This is a genomic window from Prauserella shujinwangii (assembly GCF_003001955.1).
Lineage (GTDB): Bacteria > Actinomycetota > Actinomycetes > Mycobacteriales > Pseudonocardiaceae > Qaidamihabitans > Qaidamihabitans shujinwangii.
Genome location: NZ_PVNH01000012.1, coordinates 1 through 22,836 on the forward strand (window position 1 = coordinate 1; position 22,836 = coordinate 22,836).

A 22,836-nucleotide genomic window follows, 5' to 3' on the forward strand; every position below is an offset into this window, starting at 1 on the left:
GTTCGTCCTGAGCCAGGATCAAACTCTCCAACAATGCATGATCCCAAAAACACCACACACAAAAAACATGCGCGGCCTCAAAGAAACCCCAAAAACAGGGTCCAAAAAACAAGCTCTACTGGCATAAATTCACTAGCACACTGTTGAGTTCTCAAACAACACGCACAAACATCCTGCAAGTTATTGTGACCCGAAGCGACAGACAACCCACGACGTTTCGTCGTTTGACTTCACTCGGAGGGTTGTTGCCCTACTTCAGGGCCGACCAGCAACGTTACCCGGTCCGGTTCGCGGTGTCAACTCCGCCCGACCCGGCGCTCTGGCCTTGGGGAACACCCATACTACACAACCCGTGCAGCCTGGTTCGTATTCCCCCGCCTGGTAACCCGGGCCCCGCGGAACCCTTCCGGATCCCCGGCCCGGTCTCCCCGGCGACGAAGAAAAGATTACCTGCCCGCCACCAGCCTGCGAACAGGGGGGTCCCCTTCCGGGAAAACCGCTGCTCAGAGGACCGGGAGGAGGGTGCGGAGCTCGTAGGGGGTGACCGCGCTGCGGTAGTTGTCCCACTCGACCCGCTTGTTGCGGAGGAAGAAGTCGTAGACGTGCTCGCCGAGCGCCTCGGGCAGCAGTTCGGACCGCTCCATCTCCACCAGCGCCTCACCGAGGTTCTGCGGGAGCTGCGCGTACCCCGCGGCCTTGCGCTCGGAGTCGGTCAGCGACCAGATGTTGTCCTCGGCGGGGGGCGGCAGCTCGTAGCCCTTCTCGATGCCCTTCAGCCCGGCGGCGAGCACGACGGAGTACGCGAGGTACGGGTTGCACGCGGAGTCGATGGTGCGGATCTCCACTCGGCGTGAGGAGGCCTTGCCCGGCGAGTACATCGGCACCCGCACGAGCGCGGACCGGTTCGCCCGTCCCCAGGACACGGTCGTCGGCGCCTCTCCCCCGCTGATCAGCCGCTTGTAGGAGTTGACCCACTGGTTGGTCACGGCCGAGATCTCCCGAGCGTGGTGCAGCAGGCCGGCCACGAACGCCTTGCCGGTCTCCGACAGCTCGTACGGGTCCTCCGGGCTGTAGAAGGCGTTGTGGTCGCCCTCGAACAACGACACGTGGGTGTGCATGCCGGAGCCGGCCTGGCCGGTGAACGGCTTCGGCATGAACGTCGCGCGCACGCCCTGCATGAGCGCGACCTCCTTGACCACGTACCGGAACGTCATGACGTTGTCGGCCATGGTCAGTGCGTCGGCGTAACGCAGGTCGATCTCCTGCTGGCCGGGGGCGCCCTCGTGGTGGCTGAACTCGACGGAGATACCCATCGCCTCGAGGGCCTCGATCGCGTGCCGCCGGAAGTGCGTCGCGGTGGCGTGGCTGGCCTGGTCGAAGTAGCCGCCGTTGTCCGCGGGCTCCGGCTCGCTGCCGTCCTCGGTCAGGCCGGCCAGGAGGAAGAACTCGATCTCCGGGTGCACGTAGCAGGTGAATCCGGCCTCGCCCGCCTTCGACAGCTGCCTGCGCAGGACGTGCCGGGGGTCGGCCCAGGACGGGGACCCGTCGGGCATGGCGATGTCGCAGAACATCCGCGCCGAGTAGTGCCCACCCTCCGGGGTCTCCCACGGGAGCACCTGGAAGGTCGACGGGTCGGGCTTGGCGACCATGTCGGACTCGTACACCCGCGCGAAACCCTCGATGGCCGAGCCGTCGAACCCGATGCCCTCGCTGAACGCCCCCTCCAGCTCGGCGGGGGCGACGGCCACCGACTTGAGAAAACCCAGCACGTCGGTGAACCAGAGCCGCACGAAGCGGATGTCGCGTTCCTCCAGCGTGCGCAGCACGAACTCCTGCTGGCGATCCATGCCAGCGACCCTATGCGGGTCGTGTTAACGCGGTGTTTCGGGGCTGCCCGCCCGGTCGGGCGAAATGCGCAGGGACATCAGCGCGGCGAGCGCACACAGGCCGCCCGCCACGAACCACGCCAGGTCGTAGGAGCCGAGCTGGTCGCGGGTGAAGCCGGCACCGAAGGCCGCGACGGCGGCTCCCACCTGGTGCGAGGCGAACACCCAGCCGAACACGATCGGCCCGGAGAGGCCGAACCGGTCACGGCACAGCGCCACGGTCGGCGGCACGGTCGCGACCCAGTCGAGGCCGTAGAACACGATGAACGCCCACATCGGCGGCTCGGTGGTCGGCGCGAACAGCATCGGCAGCACCAGCAGCGAGGCGCCGCGGAGCAGGTAGTAGGCGCCGAGCAGCTTGCGCGGGTCGACGCGGTCGGTGAGCCAGCCGGAGGCGATGGTGCCCGCGACGTCGAACACGCCCACCAGCGCGAGCAAGCCCGCAGCGGTCGTGTGCGGCATCCCGTGGTCATGGGCGGCGGGCACGAAATGCGTGCCGATGAGCCCGTTGGTGGACGCGCCGCAGATCGCGAACCCGCCCGCCAGCAGCCAGAACGTGCGGTTGGCCAGCGCGTCCCGCAGTACCCGCAGCGCCCTGGCCGCGCTGCTGCCCGGCACGGCAGGCGCCTCCTCGGCCTCGGTCGCGCCGTACGCCGTGGTGCCCACGTCGGAGGGCCGGTTCCGCAGCAGGAGCACCACGACCGGCACCACGGCCAGCGCGCCGCCCGAGACCGCCAGCGACGCGAGCCGCCAGCCGTGGTCGGTGGCCAGCATCGCGACGAGCGGCAGGAACACGAGCTGGCCCGCCGCGCCCGCGGCCGTGAGCACGCCGCTGACCAGACCGCGATGCCGCACGAACCAGCGGCTGGTCACGGTGGCGACGAACGCGAGCGCCATCGAGCCGGTGCCGGTGCCGACGAGCACGCCCCAGCACAGCAACAGCTGCCAGCTCGCGGTCATGAACACCGTGAGCCCGCTGCCCGCGGACACCAGGAGGAGGGCGCCCGTCACCACGCGCCGCATGCCGAGGCGTTCCATCAGCGCGGCGGCGAACGGCGAGATGAACCCGTACAGCAGCAGGTTGACCGACACGGCGGCCGAGATGGTGCTCCGGGACCAGCCGAACTCCTCGTGCAGCGGATCGATGAGCACGCTGGGTGCCGCGCGGAAGCCCGCGGCGCCGACGAGGGCCACGAACGCGGCGAACGCGACGAGCCACGCCCAGTGCGGGCGGCGGGACCTGGTGGGCGCGGAGGGGACGGAGGTACGCAGGTCGGTCACGGCAGTCAGCTTGCTCGGCGGCCGGACGCCGCACGAGTGGCAAGAATGCCAATATCTGTAAGATTCTTGCCATGCACCGGGTGGTGGTACTGGCGATCGGCGAGGTGGTGGGCTACGACCTGCACATCCCGCCGCAGATCTTCCGCTCGGCGGAGCGCGCCGGGCAGCCGCTCTACGACGTGCGGATCTGCGGGGTCGACGACCGGCCGGTACGCGTCAGCGCCGGGTACACGGCCACCCTCGACCACGGACCCGAGGCACTCGCCCAGGCCGACACCGTGATCATCCCCGGCACCCGCGTGCACGGGCCGCGGCACACGGGCACGCTGCCTGGCGACATCGCCGCCGCGCTCGCCCTGATCCCCGGCCATGCCCGCATCATGTCCATCTGCACCGGGGCCTTCGTGCTCGGCGCGGCCGGGCTGCTCGACGGCAGGCCCGCGACCACGCACTGGGCGCACGCCGACGAGTTCCGCCGCCTCTACCCCGACGTGGACCTGGACGAGAACGTGCTGTTCGTCGACGACGGGGACGTGCTCACCTCGGCGGGGCTGGCCGCGGGCGTCGACCTGTGCCTGCACGTCGTGCGCGAGGACCACGGCAGCGAGGTGGCCAACGTGGCCGCGCGCTACTGCGTGGTGCCGCCGTGGCGCGACGGAGGGCAGTCCCAGTTCATCGACCGCCCCCTGCCCGAGGCGAACGAGGGCAGCACCGCGGCCACCCGCGCGTGGGCGCTCGACCGGCTCGCCGAACCGCTCGACCTGGCCACCCTCGCCGCCCACGCCAGGATGAGCGTGCGGACGTTCAGCAGGAGGTTCCGCGCCGAGACGGGACTGCCGCCGAGGGCGTGGCTCACCCGCCAGCGCGTGCTGCACGCGCGGCACCTGCTGGAGACGACGGACCTGCCAGTGGACCGCGTGGCCGAGCAGGCCGGGCTGGGCAGCGCGGCTTCCCTCCGGCAGCACCTGAGCTCGACGATCGGGGTGGCGCCGCTGGCCTACCGGCGCACCTTCTCCGCGTCCCGCTAACGTGGGCGGCATGCTCCTCCGCCGCATCGCACTGGTGCTCGTGCTGGTGGTCGTCGGCGGTTGCTCGGCGGACCCCGGCGAGGACCGGACACTGCCCGCAGCCGGGGCGCTCGTCGGCGCCTCCGCCGAGGCCCTGCGCGACCTGCGCAGCGTGTCCTTCGAACTCGGGCTGAGCGGCCCCGTCCCCGGCCTGCCCGTGCGGGAGGTCGCGGGCGAGGCGGCACGCGGCGGCGGCGCGTCCGGCTTCGCGCACGGCGAGGCGGACGTGCAGGAGCGGACGGAGCGCGTGCAGTACGACTTCCGGCTCGCCGACGGGACGCTCTCGCTCACCGACGACGAGGGCAACCACACCGAGACGCCCGCACCCGAGCAGTTCACCCCGGCGCGCGTGCTCGACCCGGAGCACGGGCTGCGCGGCCTGCTCCTCGGCGCCACGGGCCTGGAGACCGAGAACCGCGAGCGGATCGGCGAGATCCCGACCTACCGGGTGGCGGGCCAGGTGCCGGAACAGGTCGTCTCCCGGCTGATCCCCGGCATCCGGTCGGACGTCACGGTCAAGTTCTGGATCAGCGAGCGGCCCAGCCGCGACCTGGTCCGGGTGTGGATGCAGATCCCGCCGCGGCAGCCGAACGAGGGTGCCGTGATGCTCGAACTGGCGCTGTCCCGGCACAACGCGCCCGTGGACCCGACGCCGGCACCCACCAGTTAGCCCGGCTCAGCAGCGCGTGCCCCGTTCCGGCAGGGTCCCGTCCACCAGGTACGCGATGCCCGCCTCGTCGACACACGCCTCGCCCTGCAGGAACACCGTGTGCTGGGTGCCCTCGTAGGTCAGCAGCCTGCCGCCCATCGCCTTCGCCAGGCGCACCCCGGCCTGGTACGGCGTGGCGGGATCGTTCGTCGTGGAGATGACCAGCGCGGGCGGCACGCCCTCGACGTCCGGCAGGTGCGGTTCGGAGGTGTTCGGCACCGGCCAGAAGGCGCACGCGTCCCGCGCCGAGGAGTCCGGCTCGCCGTCGTCGAGGAACGGCGCGACCTCCTCGTACCGGCGCTGCGCTGCCAGGATCTTGGCCTTGTCGGTGACGCGCGGGTCGTCGACGCAGCGGATCGCGGTGAAGGCGTCCTGCGTCGACGCGTAGTGCCCGTTCGGACCGCGCTCGTTGTACATGTCGGCGAGCGCCATCAGCGTGCTGCCGCGGTGCCGCTTCAGCTCGTTGAGGCCCGTGTTCAGCTGCTCCCAGAACTGATCGCTGTAGAGCGCCTGGATGGTGCCGGTGGTGGCGTCCTCGTACGACAGCCTGCGCCCGTCGCCGAGGGTGACCGGGTTGTCGATCAGCGGCCGGACGAGTTCCCGGTATGCCTTCGTCGCGCCGTCCGGGTCGGAGCCGAGCGCACAGTCCTGCTGCGGGGCGCACCACGCGGCGAACTCGGCGAACGCCTTCGCGAAGCCCTCCCCCTGCGCGACCAGGGAGTCCACGACGTCCTGCTCCGGGTCGAGCGCGCCGTCCAGCAGCAGCGCCCTGACGTTGCGCGGGAACGCCTCGGCGTAGGTGTAGCCGATGCGGGTGCCGTACGAGTAGCCGAGGTAGGTCAGCTTCTCGTCCCCGAGCGCGGAACGCAGCACGTCGAGGTCCTTGACGACGTCGCGGGTGCCGAGGTGGGCGAGCATCTCCTCGCCGTGCTCGGTGCGCCGCGCGCACTTGGCCGCGAACTCCTTCGCCTCCGCCTCCTGCCTGGCCACACCCTGGGGAGTGCCGTCGACCTCGGTGTCGCTGGCGCGGTCGGCGTCGCGTTCGGCGTCGGTGAGGCATTCGACCTGCGGGTCACTGGCGCCGACGCCGCGCGGGTCGAAGCCGACGACGTCGAACCGCTCGCCGAGCGGGGACCCGGTGACGCTGCCCGCGATCGACGCCGCGGCCTGCATCCCGGAGGCGCCGGGACCGCCCGGGTTGAGCACCAGTGAGCCGATCCGGTCGCCGTCGTCGCCCGCCCGCTTGCGCAGCAGGCCGAGCGTGATCGTGGCGCCCTCGGGCCTGCCGTAGTCGAGGGGGACCGTCAGCCGCGCGCACTCCAGCCCCTCGCCGGAGAAGGCCGACGCGGCGCTCTGGGTCGTCGCGAACGGGCCGCAGTCGCCCCAGTCGAGCTGCTGGGCGTAGAACCGCTCCAGCCCGGCGGGCACGGGCCCGGCCGGGCCGCTCCGCGCACCGTCCTGGTCGTCCTGCGTGCATGCGGTCAGGCCGGCGGTGAGGGCGACGATCGCCAGTAGACAAGCCGGTCGGGACAGGTAGCGTTTCGGGAAGGGCACGTGACGATCGTGCCATCGACGCGGGAACTCCAGCGCACCACCAGTGCGTTGGGGAGTCGGCACGAAGCGAGGGAGGCCACGGGTGGCGATGCTGAACCGGGTCGGCAGGCGGCTGCGAAGACTCATCCAGCGTCCGGCGAGCGCGGAACTGACCCGGTATGAGGCACTGCTCCCCGCGATCGGGCGGCGCGAGGCGGAGCTGGAGAAGCTGTCGGACACGGAGCTGACCGAGGCCGCCGCGGCGATGCGCGAGCGGGATCCGGTGGACCAGGAGTGGCTGGCCGAGTTGTGCGCGCTGGGCCGCGAGGCCACCCGCCGCGCCCTCGGCGAGCGCGCGTTCGACGTGCAGCTGCTCGGCACGATGGGGCTGCTCACCGGGCACGTGGTGCAGATGGCCACCGGTGAGGGCAAGACCCTCTCCGGCGCGCTCGCCGCGGCCGGGTACGCGCTGCAGGGCAAGCGCGTGCACGTCATCTCCGTCAACGACTACCTCGCCCGCCGGGACGCCGAGTGGATGCGGCCGGTCTACGACCTGCTGGGAGTCGGCGTCGGCTGGGTGGAGCCGTCCCTGACCACCGAGGACCGGCGGGCGGCGTACCACTCCGAGGTCTGCTACGGCGCGGTGAGCGAGGTCGGCTTCGACGTGCTGCGCGACCGGCTGGTGACGCGCCCCGAGGACCTCGTGCAGCCGGAGCCGGAGGTCGCGATCGTCGACGAGGCCGACTCGGTGCTGGTCGACGAGGCCCGGGTGCCGCTGGTGATGGCCGGTTCCGTGGACGCCGGGATGGCCGACGAGGAGGTGGCGAACATCGTCCGCCGCCTGCGGCACGGGCTGCACTACGAGACCGATCCGGACGGCCGCAACGCGTGGCTGACGGCCGCGGGCGCGTCGGTGGTCGAGAAGTCGCTCGGCGGCATCGACCTCTACGACGAGTCCGGCTCGGCGCGGCTCGCCGCCGTCAACATCGCCCTGCACGCGCACGCGCTGCTCACGCGAGACGTCGACTACCTGGTGCGGGACGGGAAGGTGCAGCTCATCAACGCCTCGCGGGGGCGGGTCGCGGAGCTGCAGCGCTGGCCGGACGGGCTGCAGGCGGCGGTGGAGGCCAAGGAGCAGCTGCCGCCGTCCGACCACGGCGAGATCCTCGACTCGATCACGGTGCAGGCCCTCATCGCGCGGTACCCGCAGGTGGCGGGGATGACGGGGACGGCGGCGGCGGTGGCCGAGCAGCTGCGCGAGTTCTACCAGCTCGAGGTCGCGGTCATCCCGCCCAACACGCCGACCATCCGCACCGACCACCGCGATCGGATCTTCGCGTCGCCGTCGCAGAAGCTGCGGGCGATCGTGGAGGAGATCCGGACGGTGCACGAGAGCGGCAGGCCCATCCTGGTCGGCACGCAGGACGTGGCCGAGTCGGAGGAGCTGGCCGACAAGCTCGCCAAGGCGGACCTGCCGTGTGTCGTGCTGAACGCGCGCAACGACGCCGAGGAGGCGGCGATCATCGCCGAGGCGGGCACCTACGACCGGATCACCGTGTCGACGCAGATGGCGGGCCGGGGCACCGACATCCGGCTCGGCGGGGCCGACGGCGCCGACCACGAGCGGGTGGCCGGGCTCGGCGGGCTGCACGTGATCGGCACGGCGCGCTACCCCAGCAGCAGGCTCGACGACCAGCTGCGCGGGCGTGCGGGACGGCAGGGCGACCCGGGCAGCTCGGTGTTCTTCGCGAGCCTCAACGACGAGCTGGTGCTGTCGCACGCGCCGGACGTGCCGGAGGACATCGAGGCCGACCCCGAGACCGGTGAGGTCACCGACGCGGCCGCGCAGCGGCAGATCAACCACGCGCAGCGGGTGGCGGAGGGCGTCGACCTGGAGATCCACCGGAACACGTGGCGCTACACGCGGCTGATCGAGCGCCAGCGTGCCGAGCTGCTGCGGCACCGGGACGCGGTGCTGCGGTCGGAACTGGCGCGGGAGCGGCTCGCGGAGGCGGAGCCGGACCGCTGCGCCGAGCTGGCGGAGAAGCTGGACGAGGCGACGCTGACGCAGGTGTGCCGGGAGATCGTGCTGTTCCACCTCGACCAGCTGTGGGCGGACCACCTGGCCTTCCTCGCCGAGGTGCGCGAGACCATCCACCTGCGGGCGCTGGCGAGGGAGGCCCCGCTGGACGAGTTCCACCGCGCGGCGATCCCGGAGTTCCACAAGATCGTCGGCGAGGCCGAGCAGCGTTCGGCGAAGACGCTGCTCGAGGCGGAGGTCACCGAGTCGGGGGTGGATCTGGCCGCCGCCGGGGTCCGCAGGCCGACCTCGACCTGGACGTACCTGGTGCACGACAACCCGTTCGACTCCGACGCGGAGCAGGCGCTCAAGAAGGTGCGCAGCATGCTCCGCAAGAAGCGCAGCTGACACTCCGTTCGTGCCGCCCCGGAGGGGGAGCGAGGGAGCTTTACTCCCGTCTGGCGGTAGTAAAGCTCCCTCGCTCCCCCTCCGCGGGGTTGGTCACGGGCGGGTGTGGGGCCGTGGGGTGTAGGCGAGAATGGCCGCATGCCGCAACTGCGTATGGCTCTCGCCCAGGTGAACCCGACCGTCGGCGACCTCGACGGCAACACCGACCTGCACGTCGAGTGGGCGCGCAAGGCCGCCGACGCGGGGGCACACGTCGTGGTCTTCCCCGAGATGTCGCTCACCGGCTATCCGGTGGAGGACCTGTCGCTGCGCGAGACGTTCGCCGAGGCCTCGCGCGCGCGGGTGCAGCGGCTCGCCGGGCTGCTCGCCGACGCGGGCTGCGGCGATCTGCTCGCCTACGTCGGCTACCTCGACCGCGACGAGGCCGGTCCCCGGGACGCCGCCGCCGCGCTGTACCGCGGCGAGGTGGTGGCCCGGCAGTTCAAGCACCACCTGCCCAACTACGGCGTCTTCGACGAGCACCGCTGGTACAAGCCGGGCCGGACACTGGACGTTCTGCGCCTGCACGGCCTCGACATCGGCATGGTGATCTGCGAGGACATCTGGCAGGAGGGCGGTCCGGTCGCGGCCCTCGGCGACGCGGGTGTCGACGTGGTCGTCGCTCCCAACGCCTCGCCCTACGAACGGGCCAAGGACGACGTGCGGCTGCCCCTCGTCGCGCGCCGGGCGGCCGAGGCGAACGCCCCGATCGTCTACACGAACCTGATCGGCGGGCAGGACGACCTGGTGTTCGACGGCGACTCGATCGTCGTCGGCACCGACGGCGAGCTGCTCGCGCGGGCGCCGCAGTTCGTCGAGCACCTGCTGCTCGCGGACCTCGACCTGCCCTCGGGCGAGCACGCGCCCGAGGGCGAGTACGAGGGGCTGCGCGTGCGCCGCCGCGTGCTGAGCGACGAGCCCGCGCCCGCCTTCGAGCCGCCGGCCGAGCCCGCGATCAGCGAGCCGCTGCCGGACGAGGCCGAGGTGTGGTCGGCGCTGGTGGTCGGCCTGCGCGACTACGTGCGCAAGAACGGCTTCCGCTCGGTGACGTTCGGGTTCTCCGGCGGGATCGACTCGGCGGTCACCGCCGCGCTCGCGGTCGACGCGCTGGGCGCCGACGCCGTGTACGGCGTGTCGATGCCGTCGGAGTACTCGACGGAACACTCCCGGTCGGACGCGGCGGAACTGGCGCGGCGGCTCGGCTGCCACTTCCGCGTCGAGCCGGTGGCGGACATGGTCCGGGTCTACGTCGACCAGCTGAAGCTGGCCGGTACCGGGCTGGCCGAGGAGAACATCCAGGCACGTGTCCGCGGCATGCTGCTGATGGCGCTGTCCAACCTGGAGGGTCACCTCGTGCTCGCCACGGGGAACAAGACGGAGCTCGCGGTGGGGTACTCGACCATCTACGGGGACGCGGTCGGCGGGTTCGCTCCCATCAAGGACGTGTTCAAGACCCACGTCTGGGCACTGGCGCGCTGGCGCAACGCGGAGGCGGAGAAGCGCGGCGAGACCCCGCCGATCCCGGAGAACTCGATCACCAAGCCGCCGTCGGCCGAGCTGCGGCCGGACCAGCTGGACACCGACACGCTGCCGGACTACGCGTTGCTGGACGACATCCTGGACGACTATGTCGAGGGCGACCGCGGGTTCGCCGACCTGCTCGCCGCGGGCTTCGATCCGGCGGTGGTGGACCAGGTGGTGCGCATGGTCGACCGGGCCGAGTTCAAGCGCAGGCAGTACCCGCCGGGCACGAAGATCACGTTCAAGGCGTTCGGCCGGGACCGCAGGCTGCCGCTCACCAATGCGTGGCGGGAGACGCACGAGGGGGCCTGATCGCCCGGGTCCGAACGGTAGTAAAGCTCCCTCGCTCCCCCGTGGCGGTAGCAAAGCTCCCTCGCTCGCCTATAACGGGAGCAAAGCTCCCTTGCTCGCCAGGGAGCGGAGGGTGGCGGGGGTGTGGCCCAGGTGGGCGCGGACGGTGCGGGTCAGGTGGGCCTGGTCGGCGAAGCCGAGGTCGGCGGCCAGTGCGGCGAGGTCCGTCTCACCCGCGGCCAGGCGGTCGAGCGCCCTGCCGACGCGGGCCCGGTTGCGGTACCGGGTGAGCGAGACGCCGAGCTCGCGCGGGAAGGCCCGGCTCAGCCGGTACGGCGAGACCCCGAGCAGCGCGGCCAGCGGGAACAGGCCTTCGGCCGCGGGATGCTCCGCCGCCACCGCCTCCCTGGCCGCCGTGACGAGCGCGCGGTCTCCCGGCGGGGCGGCGGCGGGCACGGGCCGGTCGGTGAGCCGGCGGACCGTGCCCGCCAGCAGCTCCAGCAGTTCCTCGGCGAGCGCGAACCGCACGTCGCCCACGGCGGCCAGGCAGCGCCGGTGCGCCAGCTCCAGCCGCGCGTCGACGTACACGCCGCGCTCCGCGGTGAGCGGGCCCTCCCCCGCCGTCGCGTGCCACAGTTCCTCGGACACCGTGATCGACGTGCACACGTCGCCGCCGTGCGGATGCGCGAAGCGCTCCTCGTCACCGGGCACGCTGACGTAGCCGAGCGCCGGGTCGGCGCCGACCTCGGCCCCGCGCCAGCGGCGCCGGAACCGGCCGCGGCGCACGAGCACCACCCCGTATCCGGTCCGCTCCTCCCCCGCCGACCACCCGGGACGGTCCTCGCGGCAGTACACCGCCGACACGCCGAACCCCTCACCCGTGGCGAGCTCCACCGCCGAACGCACGGCGACACGCTACGCCCGCCCACCGACACTCCCGGACGCCGCAAGGATGTTCAAGACCGCAGGGGGCGCGCGGCGGCAGGCTCACCGGAAACGACGAAACCGGAAAGCGAAGGAGCCCGGCCATGCCCGCTCAGGCCCGACCGACCGCGATCATCCTCGACTGCGCCCACCCCGCCGCGCTCGCGGCGTTCTACGCCCGCGTCACCGGCTGGCCGGTCACCAGCGGCGACGAGGACGGCGCCTACCTCGGCGACGGCCCGATCCAGCTCGCCTTCCAGCGGGTCGCCGGCTACCGGGCTCCCGCGTGGCCGGACGACCGCGCCCAGGCGCATCTCGACTTCGCCGTCCCCGACGTCGACGCCGCGATCGAGGAGCTGGTCGCGCTGGGCGCGACCGTGCCAGACTTCCAGCCGGGGAACGGGGACTGGGTCGTGCTCACCGATCCCGAGGGACATCCGTTCTGCCTCGCCGCCGGCTGACCGCACGGCGGCATCCACTCCGGACGGGAAGGCCATGACAGCACACGGGTTCGCGGTGTTCCCCACCGCGATCGGCCACTGCGGGATCGCCTGGCACGAACGCGGCATCGTGGGCTGCTGCCTGCCGGAGGCGACCGCGGACCGCACGCGCGACCGGCTGCGCCGCCACCATCCCGGCGCGGCCGAGCTCGCGCCTCCGCCGCCGGTCGCGGAGACGATCGACGCGGTGACCGCCCTGCTGCGCGGCGAGCGGGCCGACCTGTCCGCGGCGGTGCTCGACCTGACCGGTGTCCCGGAGTTCCATCGCCGGGTGTACGAGATCGCGCGCACCATCGCGCCGGGTGCGACGCTGACCTACGGCGAGATCGCGCACCGGCTCGGCGAGCCCGGCGCGGCCCGCGCGGTGGGGCGGGCGCTCGGGAACAACCCGTTCCCGCCGATCGTGCCGTGTCACCGGGTGCTCGCCGCGGGCGGGAGGACCGGCGGCTTCTCCGCCACCGGCGGCACGGCCACGAAACTGCGGATGCTCTCGATCGAGAACGCGCATTCCGCGGAGCCGACGCTGTTCGACCTCTGAAGGACGCCGGGCGCTAGGGCTGTTCCGTCCTGCCCACGTCGAGCAGGTACGCGATGGCGGCGCCGACGAGAAACGCCACCGCCAGCAGCTGCAGGCGCATGGCCGCACCCGTCAGCTCCCCCGCGCCGAGCACCTCCAGCAGCCCGCCCATGGGCCACACCAGCAGGTGCACGGCGAGCACGGTGCCCGCCACGGCCCGCCAGGTGTGCCGCCACCACAGCATCAGCACCACGGTGGCGACCACGTAGCCCGTGTGCAGCAGCACTGTGACGACCTCGTGCACGCGGTGCGCGAGCGACGGCTCCGCGCACACCTCGCCGGCCGACGGCGCGCAGTCGAGCGTGAACACGGCGTGGGCCAGCAGCAGCATCGCGGACACGAAGACGGCGCCGACCGTGGCCCTGGCCTGCCAGTGCACGGGAGCGAGCCGGAGCAGGGGCGGGCACGCGAGCGCGAACAGCACGGCGGCGGTGATCTCCGCGGTCCGGAACACCTCGCGGTAGGGCCTGCCGTCGGCGGTGAGCTCCCCGAGCGGCGCGCGCAGCGGGGACACCCCCGTCGGCAGGGCGAACTCGGCCAGCCAGCCCAGGAGCGCCACCGCGGCCAGGCCCAGCATGGTCACGGTCACCACGCGAACCGCCACGAGCGTGGCCGAGCGGTGGAAGACCGACGCCATGGCGAGTTCCTATCACGCGCGCACGTGCATCTGCACAAGAATTCGCCACCGGTTTGGTCACGGCCCGGCTGCGGCCGGGACGCCGCCGTGTGAAGCTGGTCGCAGGGGCTTGGGAGCGCGCAGTCCCCGGTGCCACGCTCATGTCATCAGCGATCCACAGACCCGGGGACCTCGCGGAGGCCTCGAGGGAAGGACGGTCGACAACGATGTCCACGACTGGCAGCGGCGCCTCCGGCGAGGTGACCGCCCCGTACGGTTCCGGCGCCTCGGCGCAGGCGGACGCGCCGCGCAAGAGGGTCCGCATCCACCACCTGCGGGAAATGAAGGAACGCGGCGAGCCGTGGCCCATGCTCACCGCGTACGACATGTACACCGCGCAGCTGTTCGACGAGGCCGGCATCCCGGTGCTGCTCGTCGGCGACTCCGCCGCCAACAACGTGTTCGGCTACGACACCTCGCTCCCCGTCACCGTCGACGAGCTGCTCCCGCTCGTGCGTGCCGTGACCCGCTCGGTCGAGCGGGCGCTGGTGGTGGCGGACCTGCCGTTCGGTTCCTACCAGCTCTCGCCGGAGCAGGCGCTCGAGACGGCCGTGCGGTTCATGAAGGAGGGCCGCGCGCACGCCGTGAAGCTGGAGGGCGGGCGCCGGTTCACGCCGCACGTCGAGGCGATCACGTCGGCCGGGGTGCCGGTGATGGGGCACATCGGGTTCACCCCGCAGAGCGAGCACAACCTGGGCGGCTACCGGGTGCAGGGCCGCGGCTCCGCGGGTGAGGAGCTGCTCGCCGACGCCGTCGCGCTGCAGGAGGCAGGCGCGTTCTCCGTGGTGATGGAGATGGTGCCCGCCGAGGTCGCCAAACGCGTGACGCACGAGCTGCACATCCCCACCATCGGCATCGGCGCCGGATCGGACTGCGACGCCCAGGTGCTGGTCTGGCAGGACATGGCGGGGCTGCGCCGGGGCAAGGCGCCGCGCTTCGTCAAGCGCTACGCCGACCTGGCCGGTGTGCTGTCGGGCGCCGCACGGGCGTTCGCCGACGAGGTGCGCCGGGGCGAGTTCCCCGCTGCCGACCACGCCTTCCACTGACGGCTGCCCTGAGTGGCCCGTTGCGGACGAGAAGTGTCCGCAACGGGCCACTCAGGACGTGCGGGGACAGGTCGCGACGGCGATCCGGCTGCGCTCGGTGACGCCGCGCCCGCGGAGTGCGGCGGGTACGGCAGGGTGGGCGCATGGACGAGCTCTACCCCGCCATCCGGCCGCACGCGCAGGGCATGCTCGACGTCGGCGAAGGCAACGAGGTGTTCTGGGAGGTCAGCGGCAACCCGGACGGCAAACCGGTGGTCGTGCTGCACGGCGGGCCCGGTACCGGCGGCTCACCGCTGACGCGCAGGCACTTCGACCCCGAGGCCTACCGGATCGTCCTGTTCGACCAGCGCGGCGCCGGGCGCAGCACGCCACACGTCAGCGACCCCGCCGCCGACCTGTCCGTCAACACCACCTGGCACCTGGTGGCGGACATGGAACTGCTGCGGGAACACCTCGGCATCGACCGCTGGCAGCTGTTCGGCGGCTCGTGGGGCGCCACGCTGGCGCTGGCCTACGCGCAACGGCATCCGGAGCGGGTGACCGAGCTGGTGCTGCGCGGCGTCTTCACGGTCCGGCGAGGCGAACTCGACTGGCTCTACCGCGGTGGCGCGGCGCACCTGTTCCCCGAGGCGTGGGCGGACTACCTCGCGCCGCTCGACGGGGCGGACGGCGACCCGCTCGGCGCGTACCGGCGGCTGCTCGACGACCCCGACCCCGCGGTGCGCGAGCGGGCCGCGGTGGCGTGGAGCAGCTGGGAGGGAGCGATCGTGTCCACCGTGCCGGGGCCCGGATTCGCCGCCGGGTACGGCGCTCCCGCGTTCGCGGTGCCGTTCGCCCGCATCGCGCTGCACTACTTCGCGCACGGCGCGTGGCTGCCCGAGGGCGGGCTGATTCGCGACGCCGGCACGCTCGCCGGCGTCCCCGGGGTGCTGGTGCAGGGGCGCTTCGACGCCGTCTGCCCTCCGGTGACGGCGTACCAGCTGCACCGCGCGTGGCCGGGCTCCGAGCTGGTGCTCGTGGAGGGCGCCGGGCACGCCGTCACCGACCCCGGCGTGCTCGCCGCCCTCCGCGCGGCCACGGACCGTTTCGCGCGCCGGTGACTCAGATGCGGCCGCCGCTGGCGGTGTCGCCGGAGAGCCGCTGCGCCAGGTAGACCGGCACGGTCGACACGACGATGAGCACCGCGGCGACCACGTTGACGATCGGCGCCTGGTTGGGCCGGAACAGGTTGTTCAGGATCCAGATGGGCAGTGTCTCCAGGCCCGCGCCGAGCGTGAACGTGGTGACGATGATCTCGTCGAACGACAGCGCGAAGGCGAGCAACCCGCCCGCGAGCAACGCCGAGCGCAGCATGGGGAACGTCACCAGCCGGAACGTCGTCACGCCGTTGGCGCCGAGATCCATCGACGCCTCCTCGAGGTTGCCGCCGAGCCTGCGCAGGCGGGCGATGACGTTGTTGAACACCACCACGATGCAGAAGGTCGCGTGCGCGATGACGACGGTCAGCAACCCGAGGTCGATGCCGAGGACCGTGCGGAACGCGTTGTTGAGCGCGATGCCGGTGACGATGCCGGGCAGCGCGATCGGCAGGATGATCAGCAGGGACACCGAGTCCCGGCCGAAGAACCGGAACCGCTGGAGCGCGAACGCCGCCATGGTGCCGAGCACGAGCGCGATCCCCGTCGCGGCGAGGCCCGCGCGCACGCTCGTCCACAGCGCTTCCAGCGCGCCCTGGTTGCCGACCGCGCGGCTCCACCACTCGAGCGTGAACCTCGAGGGCGGCCAGCCGAACGTGGTGTCGGCGTTGACGGAGTTCAGCAGCACCACCAGCAGCGGGAAGTAGATCACGGCGAGGCCGAGGCCCAGCGCGCCGAACAGCGCGATCCTCGTGGTCCGGGAAACGGTCATGGGGCGGTGCTCCTAGAGGTTGTCCAGCGCGCCGGTGCGGCGCACGACGGCGAGGTAGCCAAGCATGATCACGACCGGCACGGTGGCGACGGTGGCGGCGAACGGAAGGTTGTTCGCGGCGCCGATGTTGTCGTACACGACGTTGCCGAGCATCTGGTTGGCACCGCCGACGATGCGCACCGAGATGTAGTCCCCGAGGGACAGCGAGAACGTGAAGATCGACCCGGCGACGATCGCGGGAAAGGTCAGCGGCAGCACCACCGACCGGAACGTCCGCCACGGCGGGGCGCCGAGGTCTCCCGACGCGTCCACGAGCGAGTCCGGAAGCCGCTCCAGGCCCGCGTAGATCGGCAGGATCATGTACGGCAGCCACAGGTAGGCGAGCGTGAGCACGGTGGCGGTCAGGCCGTAGCCCGGACTGTCCACACCGAACGGTGCCAGCAACCAGTCGACCACCCCGTTGCCGGAAAGCATGATCCGCCACGAGTAGGCCTTGACGAGGTAGCTGGCCCACAGCGGGGTCATGATGGCGATCACCAGGATGCGCTGCGCCCTCGGCGAGCAGAACTTGGCCATGGCGAAGGCCATCGGGAACGCCAGCACGGCGTCGACCAGGGTCACCAGCGCGGCGATGCCGATCGTGCGCACGGTGATCGTCCGGTAGACGTCGTTGGTGAACAGGGTGACGAAGTTGTCCAGCGTCCACTCGCGGACGATCTCGCCGGTGAAGGTGTTGGTGTGCCAGAAGGCGGTCACGAACAGGGCCGCGAGCGCACCGAGATAGGCCAGCCCGAGCCAGAGCATGGGCGCGGACAGCAGCAGGCCGAGGCGCAGCCGCGGGGTGCGGTGCAGGAAGCTCGACGCCGTGTCCAGCGTGCGCGCCCGCCGGGGCGGGGCGGGTGCGGGCGGCGTGGGCGGGGTAGGCGGCGTGGTCGTCGTCGTCATCTCGATTCCCGCTGGTCAGGGGTCGTGAGTGAAGAACGTCGTTCTCACCACGTTCTTCACTCACGACCCCGGTGGTCGGTCAGCCCTTGATTTCCGTCCAGGCGCGGGTCCACTCGCCGTAGTCCTTGCACTTCACGTCGGTCCGGCCGTCGACGCACTGCGCGATCGGCGTGGTCCAGTACCAGATCTGCGAGGCGTACTCGGCGTCACCGGCGTGGTAGTTGTCGCAGTGCTTCGGGTCCTCGGTGAGGTCGCAGGCCTTCGGGTTGGCCGGGGCCTCGCCGAAGTACTCGGCCACGGCGGCGTTGGCCTCCGGGCTGATGATGTGGTTCAGCCACTGGTAGGCGCACGTCTTGCGCTCCGACTTCGCCGACACCATCCACGTGTCCGACCAGCCGGTCGCGCCCTCGGACGGCAGCACGGAGCTCACCGGGGCGCCCTCGGCCTCGGTCAGGTTCACCGTCACCTGCCAGGCGGTACCGGCGACGACGTCGCCGTTCTTCAGCGCCTGGCTCTCCTTGAGGTAGTCCGACCAGTACTCGCTCACCATCGGCCGCTGCTTCTTCAGCAGGTCCACGGCGGCGGTGAACTGCTTGTCGTCCAGCGCGTACGGGTTCTGGATGCCGAGCTCGGGGCGGTGCTTCATCAGGTACAGCGCGGCGTCGGCGATGTAGATGGGCGAGTCGTACGCGGTGATCTTGCCCCGGTAAGGCGAGTTCTCGTCGAACACCACCGACCACGAGTCGGGAGCGGGCTTCACCTTGTCGGTGCGGTAGGCGAGCACGTTCGCGCCCCAGCCGTGCGGCACGCCGTAGGACGTGCCGTCGACGCTGTTCCACGTCTTGTTCTTGAGGAAGTCGTAGACGTCGGGGTAGTTCGGGATGAGGTCGGTGTTGACCGGCTCGACGTCGCCCGCGGCGATGAGCCGCAGCGAGGCGTCGCCCGAGGCGGACACCACGTCGTACTCGCCGGTCTTCATCAGGTTGACGGCCTCGTCGGAGGTGCCGAACGGTTTGACGTTGACCTGGCAGCCCGTCTCCTTCTCGAACGGGGTCACCCAGTCCACGGCCGGGTCGTTGGAGCCGTCCTCGGCGTAGCCGGGCCACGCGAGGATGTTCAGCTGCCCCTCCGGCTCGCCCAGGGTCTCCAGCGCGGCCAGGTCCGGCGGCTGGAAGCCCTGGCCGCCGGGGGCACCCTGCGACGAGTCGCCGCCGGTGGTGCCGCACGAGGCCAGCACCGTGCCGACGCACGCCAGGCCCGCCAGCAGGCGGACGGTCTTGCGCTTGTTCATCGGTTCTCTCTCCTTCACCTGTGGATTGGTCTCAACTTCCGGCGGCGACGCGGAAGCTGTGCTCGTCGCGCCAGACGAGCCGGACCCGGCTGCCGTCGAGCCGCAGCGCGTCGGCCGCGGGACCCTCGTTCGGCCGGACGACCGAGAGCTGACCACCCGCGTCGAGCGACACCTCGTAGCGGACGGTGGCGCCCGCGTAGACGACGCTGGTGACGGCGCCCGTCGCGCTGGTCTCCCCCGCCTGCGCCGGGACGGCGAGGTCGGCGTCGATGCGGATCTTCTCCGGCCGGATGCTGTAGATCCCGCGCCTGCCGATCACCTGCTCCGCGGCGGGTCCGCTGAGCAGGTTGGACGTTCCGACGAAGCCGGCGACGAACGCCGACGCCGGCCGCTCGTACACCTCGACGGGGCTGCCGACCTGCTCGATCGCCCCGTTGTTGAAGACCGCGATGCGGTCGCTCATGGTGAGCGCCTCGTCCTGGTCGTGGGTCACGAAGACGAACGTGATGCCGACCTCGCGCTGGATCTGTTTCAGCTCGACCTGCATGGCCTGCCGCAGCTTCAGGTCCAGGGCGCCGAGCGGCTCGTCGAGCAGCAGCACCCTCGGCCGGTTCACCAGCGCCCTGGCGAGCGCGACCCGCTGCCGCTGCCCGCCGGAGAGCTGGGAGGGCTTGCGGCCCGCGAAGTCCTCCAGCCGCACCGTGCGCAGGGCCTCCAGGGCGCGCTCCCTGCGCTGCGCCCTCGGCACGCGCTTGACCCGCAGCCCGTACTCGACGTTGGCGAGGACGTTCATGTGCGGGAACAGCGCGTAGTCCTGGAACACCGTGTTGACGTCCCGCTGGAACGGCGCCAGCGTGCTGACGTCCCGCCCGGCGAGTTCGACGGTGCCGCTGGTGGGCAGCTCGAACCCGGCGATCATGCGCAGCACGGTGGTCTTGCCCGAACCGGAGGGCCCGAGCATCGAGAAGAACTCGCCCTGCGCGATGTCGAGGTCGACGCCGTCGACCGCGGTGACCGGCCCGAACGCCTTGCGCAGCGCGCGCAGGCGCACCGCGGGTTCGGCGTCGCGCCCCGCCCGCTCCCCTGCCGGGTCCTGGACCGCCAGGGACGGTGCCTGGTTCGGCGACATGGTCGGTTGTCCTTCCTCCGGTCAGAACGCGGTCATGACGTGCTTGACGCGGGTGTAGTCCTCGAACCCGTAGAGCGAGAGGTCCTTGCCGTAGCCGGACTTCTTGAAGCCGCCGTGCGGCATCTCGGCGACCAGCGGGATGTGGGTGTTGATCCACACGCAGCCGAAGTCGAGCCGCGCGGACAGCCGCATCGCGCGGGCGTGGTCGCCGGTCCACACCGACGACGCGAGCCCGTACCGCACGTCGTTGGCCAGGTGTACGGCCTGCGCCTCGTCGCCGAACCGTTGGACCGTGATCACCGGGCCGAACACCTCGTCCTGCACGATCTCGTCGTCCTGCCGGACGCCCGCGATCACCGTGGGCTGGTAGAAGAACCCGGTCTCGCCCTCGCGCTGACCGCCACTGTGGACGGTGGCGTGCGCGGGCAACCGCTCGACGAACCCGGAGACCCTGGCGAGCTGGTCGGCGTTGTTGAGCGGCCCGTAGGCCACGTCCGGGTCGTCCGGACGCCCGGTGCGCGTGCCCTCGGCCTGCCTGGTCAGCGCGGCGAGGAAGTCGTCGTGCACCGAGGAGTGCACGAGCACCCGGGTGGCGGCCGTGCAGTCCTGGCCCGCGTTGAAGTACCCGGCGGCGGCGACGGCCTCGGCGGCGGCGGCCACGTCGGCATCGGCGAACACCAGCACGGGCGCCTTGCCGCCCAGCTCCAGGTGCACCCGCTTCACGTCGGCGGCCGCCGCGCCGGCGACCTCCACGCCGGCGCGGACCGAGCCGGTGATCGAGACCATGGCCGGGATCGGGTGCTCGACCAGCGCGCGGCCGGTGTCCCGGTCGCCGCAGAGCACGTTGAGCACCCCGGCGGGCAGGAACTCCGCGCAGATCTCGGCCAGCAGCAACGTCGAGGCGGGGGTGGTGTCCGACGGCTTGAGCACCACGGTGTTGCCCGCCGCGAGCGCGGGGGCGATCTTCCAGATGGCCATCATCAGCGGGTAGTTCCAGGGCGTGACCTGCGCGCACACGCCGACCGGCTCGCGCCGCACGAACGACGTGTGCCCGGCCAGGTACTCGGCGGCGGCCCTGCCCTCCAGCACCCGCGCGGCACCGGCGAAGAAGCGGAGGTGGTCGAGCACCATCGGCAGCTCCTCGGCGCGGGTCAGCGCGAGCGGCTTGCCGGTGTCCGCCGACTCGACGCCGATGACCTCGTCGGCCCTCGACTCGATCGCGTCCGCGATGCGCAGCAGGGCCAGCTGCCGGTCGGCGGGGGTGGCGTCCCGCCAGGTCTCGAAGGCGGTGGCCGCGGCGCGCAGGGCGCGGTCGACGTCCTCGGCGCCCGCGACCGGCGCGGCGCAGTACGGCTGCCCCGTGACCGGGTCGATGATGTCGGCGACCGTGTCGCCAGCGGGCTCGACGTACTCGCCGCCCACGAAGTGCTTGAGCTGTCGCATGGCGCGAAAACATATAACTCCATATGTAATAGGACAAGACTTTGGGGCAAGATTGCCTCCATCGGGGAGTTCTGGCGTTCGACGAGGAGCCGAGGGGACGATGGCGAAGCGGATCTCGCACGGTGCGCGCACGGCGGTGTTCGCGCCGCTGGACCAGACCGGGCGGGTGGAGGCCGTCACGAGACGGCTGGTCGACGCCATCACGCTCGGGCTGCTCGCCGACGAGGAGCAGCTGCCCAGCGAGGCGGAACTGGCAGGCCAGTTCGGCGTCTCGACGGTGACCGTGCGCGAGGCGCTCATGGCGCTGCGGCAGCAGGGGCTGGTCGAGACCCGGCGCGGGCGCACCGGCGGCAGCTTCGTCCGCGCGCCCCGCGACCCGGCGGCGGCCTCCCTGCGGGAACGGCTGCGCACGCTGACCCTGACCGACCTGCGCGACCTCGGCGACCACTACATCGCCGTGGCGGGGGCGGCCGCCCGGCTGGCCGCCGAGCGCAGCTCCGCCGAGGACGTCGAGCGGCTGGAGCTGGCCACGGAGGACCTGCGCGACGCGAAGGGCGCCGAGGCGTCCCGCGCCGAGCGGCACTTCCACCTGGAGGTCGCCGCCGCCGCGCAGTCACCGCGGCTGACCCACCAGGAGGTGCGGCTGCAGGGCGAGCTCGGCGCCCTGCTCTGGCTCGCGACCGGGGACGCCGGGCCGCACGAGGACGCCTACGCCGAGCACCAGGCCATCACCGACGCCATCGCCGACGCCGACGGCGAGCTCGCCCGCAGGCTCACCGAAGAACACATCTTGGCAGCGATCGACCGGTTGGCGGAGCTGCACCTAGGCCTTTTGGCGCCCTGAGCCCTAAGCTGCCCCGATCGCAGGAGACGCAAGGTGGGATCCATCGTGAAGAACACGCGCACGCTGGTCGGCGACGAGATGGCCGAGGCGGTCTCGGCACTGGTCGAGGGAGTGTTCGACAGCCTGGCCCCGCTCGTCACGCAGGCCGACGCGCTGTTCGCCGGCGCGGGCGAGGCCGGGGTGCGCGCGGCCGACCTCGACCGGCTGCGACCCGGCGTGCTGCGGATCCTGGCGGGGCCACGCGGGCTCGTCGTCGGGGCGGGCTGCATCACCGCACCACACGCGCTCGCCGACCAGGAGCTCGGCTTCGAGTGGTGGACGAGGACCTCCGACGCCGCTCCCAGCCGGCTGTGCGTCAGCCTCGACCCGGCGAGCGACCACTTCCTCGACTACACCCGCCAGTCGTGGTTCACGGTGCCGAGGGACACCGGCCGCAGGCACATCACCGGGCCCTACGTCGACTACCTGTGCACCGACGAGTACACGATGACCTTCACGGTGCCGGTCCGCCCCGGCGGCAGGTTCGCGGGCGTGGTCGGGGCCGACGTCTTCGTCCGGGAGCTGGAACACGTGCTGCGGCCGAGGCTGCGCGGGCTCCCCGGCCGCGCGGCACTGGTCAACGCCCAGGGCCGGGTCGTGGTCTCCAACAGCGCCCGGCAGGCGACCGGCTCGCTGGTGCGGGCGATCGACATCCCGGCGTGGTGGAGCGGCGGCGCCGAACCGATGGTGACCGACGGCGTCACCCTGCGCCGCTGCGGGGACGCCCCCATCGCCCTGCTCGTCTCGCCCTGACCACGG

At 72.0% G+C, this 22,836-nt stretch carries 20 protein-coding genes; 10 read left to right on the forward strand and 10 right to left on the reverse strand.

The features are described 5' to 3' along the window. Window positions 1-503: 503 nt before the first annotated feature. Entirely contained in the window at window positions 504-1,847 is a 1,344-nt protein-coding gene (locus B0I33_RS25615) for a glutamine synthetase family protein (RefSeq protein WP_106181459.1), read from the reverse strand. Between the two features lie 24 nt (window positions 1,848-1,871). Further along, complete coding sequence (locus B0I33_RS25620; RefSeq protein ID WP_245901070.1) at window positions 1,872-3,167, reverse strand: MFS transporter; 1,296 nt, start codon at window positions 3,165-3,167, stop codon at window positions 1,872-1,874. Window positions 3,168-3,238: 71 nt separating this feature from the next. Here B0I33_RS25620 and B0I33_RS25625 point away from each other — a divergent pair, with 71 nt between their 5' ends. Beyond that, window positions 3,239-4,195 (forward strand): GlxA family transcriptional regulator, encoded by a 957-nt coding sequence (locus tag B0I33_RS25625; protein ID WP_106181460.1) that lies wholly within the window; start codon window positions 3,239-3,241, stop codon window positions 4,193-4,195. 10 nt (window positions 4,196-4,205) lie between these two features. After that, window positions 4,206-4,904, forward strand: coding sequence for an LppX_LprAFG lipoprotein (locus B0I33_RS25630; RefSeq protein ID WP_106181461.1), 699 nt, complete (start codon window positions 4,206-4,208; stop codon window positions 4,902-4,904). 6 nt (window positions 4,905-4,910) lie between these two features. On the opposite strand, the gene B0I33_RS25635 is transcribed toward B0I33_RS25630, so the two are convergent. Next, on the reverse strand, window positions 4,911-6,428 hold the full coding sequence (locus tag B0I33_RS25635) for an alpha/beta hydrolase (protein ID WP_245901101.1): 1,518 nt from the start codon (window positions 6,426-6,428) through the stop codon (window positions 4,911-4,913). Between the two features lie 157 nt (window positions 6,429-6,585). Here B0I33_RS25635 and secA2 point away from each other — a divergent pair, with 157 nt between their 5' ends. Continuing rightward, window positions 6,586-8,904 (forward strand): accessory Sec system translocase SecA2, encoded by a 2,319-nt coding sequence (gene secA2, locus B0I33_RS25640; RefSeq protein ID WP_425440523.1) that lies wholly within the window; start codon window positions 6,586-6,588, stop codon window positions 8,902-8,904. A 138-nt stretch (window positions 8,905-9,042) separates the two neighbouring features. Continuing rightward, window positions 9,043-10,776 (forward strand): NAD+ synthase, encoded by a 1,734-nt coding sequence (locus tag B0I33_RS25645; protein WP_106181463.1) that lies wholly within the window; start codon window positions 9,043-9,045, stop codon window positions 10,774-10,776. 69 nt (window positions 10,777-10,845) lie between these two features. Here B0I33_RS25645 and B0I33_RS25650 read toward each other — a convergent pair whose 3' ends face one another. Continuing rightward, window positions 10,846-11,661 carry a helix-turn-helix domain-containing protein gene (locus B0I33_RS25650; RefSeq protein WP_106181464.1) on the reverse strand — a complete coding sequence of 272 codons (816 nt, stop codon included), beginning with the start codon at window positions 11,659-11,661 and terminating at the stop codon, window positions 10,846-10,848. Between the two features lie 122 nt (window positions 11,662-11,783). On the opposite strand from B0I33_RS25650, the gene B0I33_RS25655 reads away from it, so the two are divergent. Further along, window positions 11,784-12,140 (forward strand): VOC family protein, encoded by a 357-nt coding sequence (locus B0I33_RS25655; protein WP_106181465.1) that lies wholly within the window; start codon window positions 11,784-11,786, stop codon window positions 12,138-12,140. Window positions 12,141-12,174: 34 nt separating this feature from the next. After that, window positions 12,175-12,717, forward strand: coding sequence for a methylated-DNA--[protein]-cysteine S-methyltransferase (locus B0I33_RS25660; protein ID WP_106181466.1), 543 nt, complete (start codon window positions 12,175-12,177; stop codon window positions 12,715-12,717). Between the two features lie 13 nt (window positions 12,718-12,730). On the opposite strand, the gene B0I33_RS25665 is transcribed toward B0I33_RS25660, so the two are convergent. Further along, complete coding sequence (locus tag B0I33_RS25665; RefSeq protein WP_106181467.1) at window positions 12,731-13,393, reverse strand: DUF998 domain-containing protein; 663 nt, start codon at window positions 13,391-13,393, stop codon at window positions 12,731-12,733. Between the two features lie 206 nt (window positions 13,394-13,599). Between B0I33_RS25665 and panB the strand changes: the two genes are divergently transcribed. Then, window positions 13,600-14,478 (forward strand): 3-methyl-2-oxobutanoate hydroxymethyltransferase, encoded by an 879-nt coding sequence (gene panB, locus B0I33_RS25670; RefSeq protein WP_106181468.1) that lies wholly within the window; start codon window positions 13,600-13,602, stop codon window positions 14,476-14,478. Window positions 14,479-14,621: 143 nt separating this feature from the next. Then, on the forward strand, window positions 14,622-15,578 hold the full coding sequence (pip, locus tag B0I33_RS25675) for a prolyl aminopeptidase (protein ID WP_106181469.1): 957 nt from the start codon (window positions 14,622-14,624) through the stop codon (window positions 15,576-15,578). 1 nt (window position 15,579) lies between these two features. Here pip and B0I33_RS25680 read toward each other — a convergent pair whose 3' ends face one another. The 5 genes from B0I33_RS25680 to B0I33_RS25700 form a co-directional block, all read right to left on the reverse strand. Further along, window positions 15,580-16,386 (reverse strand): ABC transporter permease, encoded by an 807-nt coding sequence (locus tag B0I33_RS25680; RefSeq protein WP_181193454.1) that lies wholly within the window; start codon window positions 16,384-16,386, stop codon window positions 15,580-15,582. Window positions 16,387-16,398: 12 nt separating this feature from the next. Then, on the reverse strand, window positions 16,399-17,190 hold the full coding sequence (locus tag B0I33_RS25685) for an ABC transporter permease (RefSeq protein ID WP_245901103.1): 792 nt from the start codon (window positions 17,188-17,190) through the stop codon (window positions 16,399-16,401). A gap of 220 nt (window positions 17,191-17,410) precedes the next feature. Next, complete coding sequence (locus B0I33_RS25690; protein WP_106181471.1) at window positions 17,411-18,622, reverse strand: ABC transporter substrate-binding protein; 1,212 nt, start codon at window positions 18,620-18,622, stop codon at window positions 17,411-17,413. Window positions 18,623-18,653: 31 nt separating this feature from the next. Continuing rightward, on the reverse strand, window positions 18,654-19,751 hold the full coding sequence (locus B0I33_RS25695) for an ABC transporter ATP-binding protein (RefSeq protein WP_106181472.1): 1,098 nt from the start codon (window positions 19,749-19,751) through the stop codon (window positions 18,654-18,656). A 21-nt stretch (window positions 19,752-19,772) separates the two neighbouring features. After that, a complete protein-coding gene (locus B0I33_RS25700; protein ID WP_106181473.1) occupies window positions 19,773-21,194 on the reverse strand; it encodes a gamma-aminobutyraldehyde dehydrogenase in 1,422 nt (473 codons plus the stop codon). A 100-nt stretch (window positions 21,195-21,294) separates the two neighbouring features. Here B0I33_RS25700 and B0I33_RS25705 point away from each other — a divergent pair, with 100 nt between their 5' ends. Next, window positions 21,295-22,038 (forward strand): FadR/GntR family transcriptional regulator, encoded by a 744-nt coding sequence (locus B0I33_RS25705; RefSeq protein WP_181193455.1) that lies wholly within the window; start codon window positions 21,295-21,297, stop codon window positions 22,036-22,038. A 78-nt stretch (window positions 22,039-22,116) separates the two neighbouring features. Then, window positions 22,117-22,830: a cache domain-containing protein gene (locus tag B0I33_RS25710; protein WP_106181701.1), complete on the forward strand. Its 714-nt coding sequence runs from the start codon at window positions 22,117-22,119 to the stop codon at window positions 22,828-22,830. The last annotated feature ends 6 nt before the right edge of the window (window positions 22,831-22,836 follow it).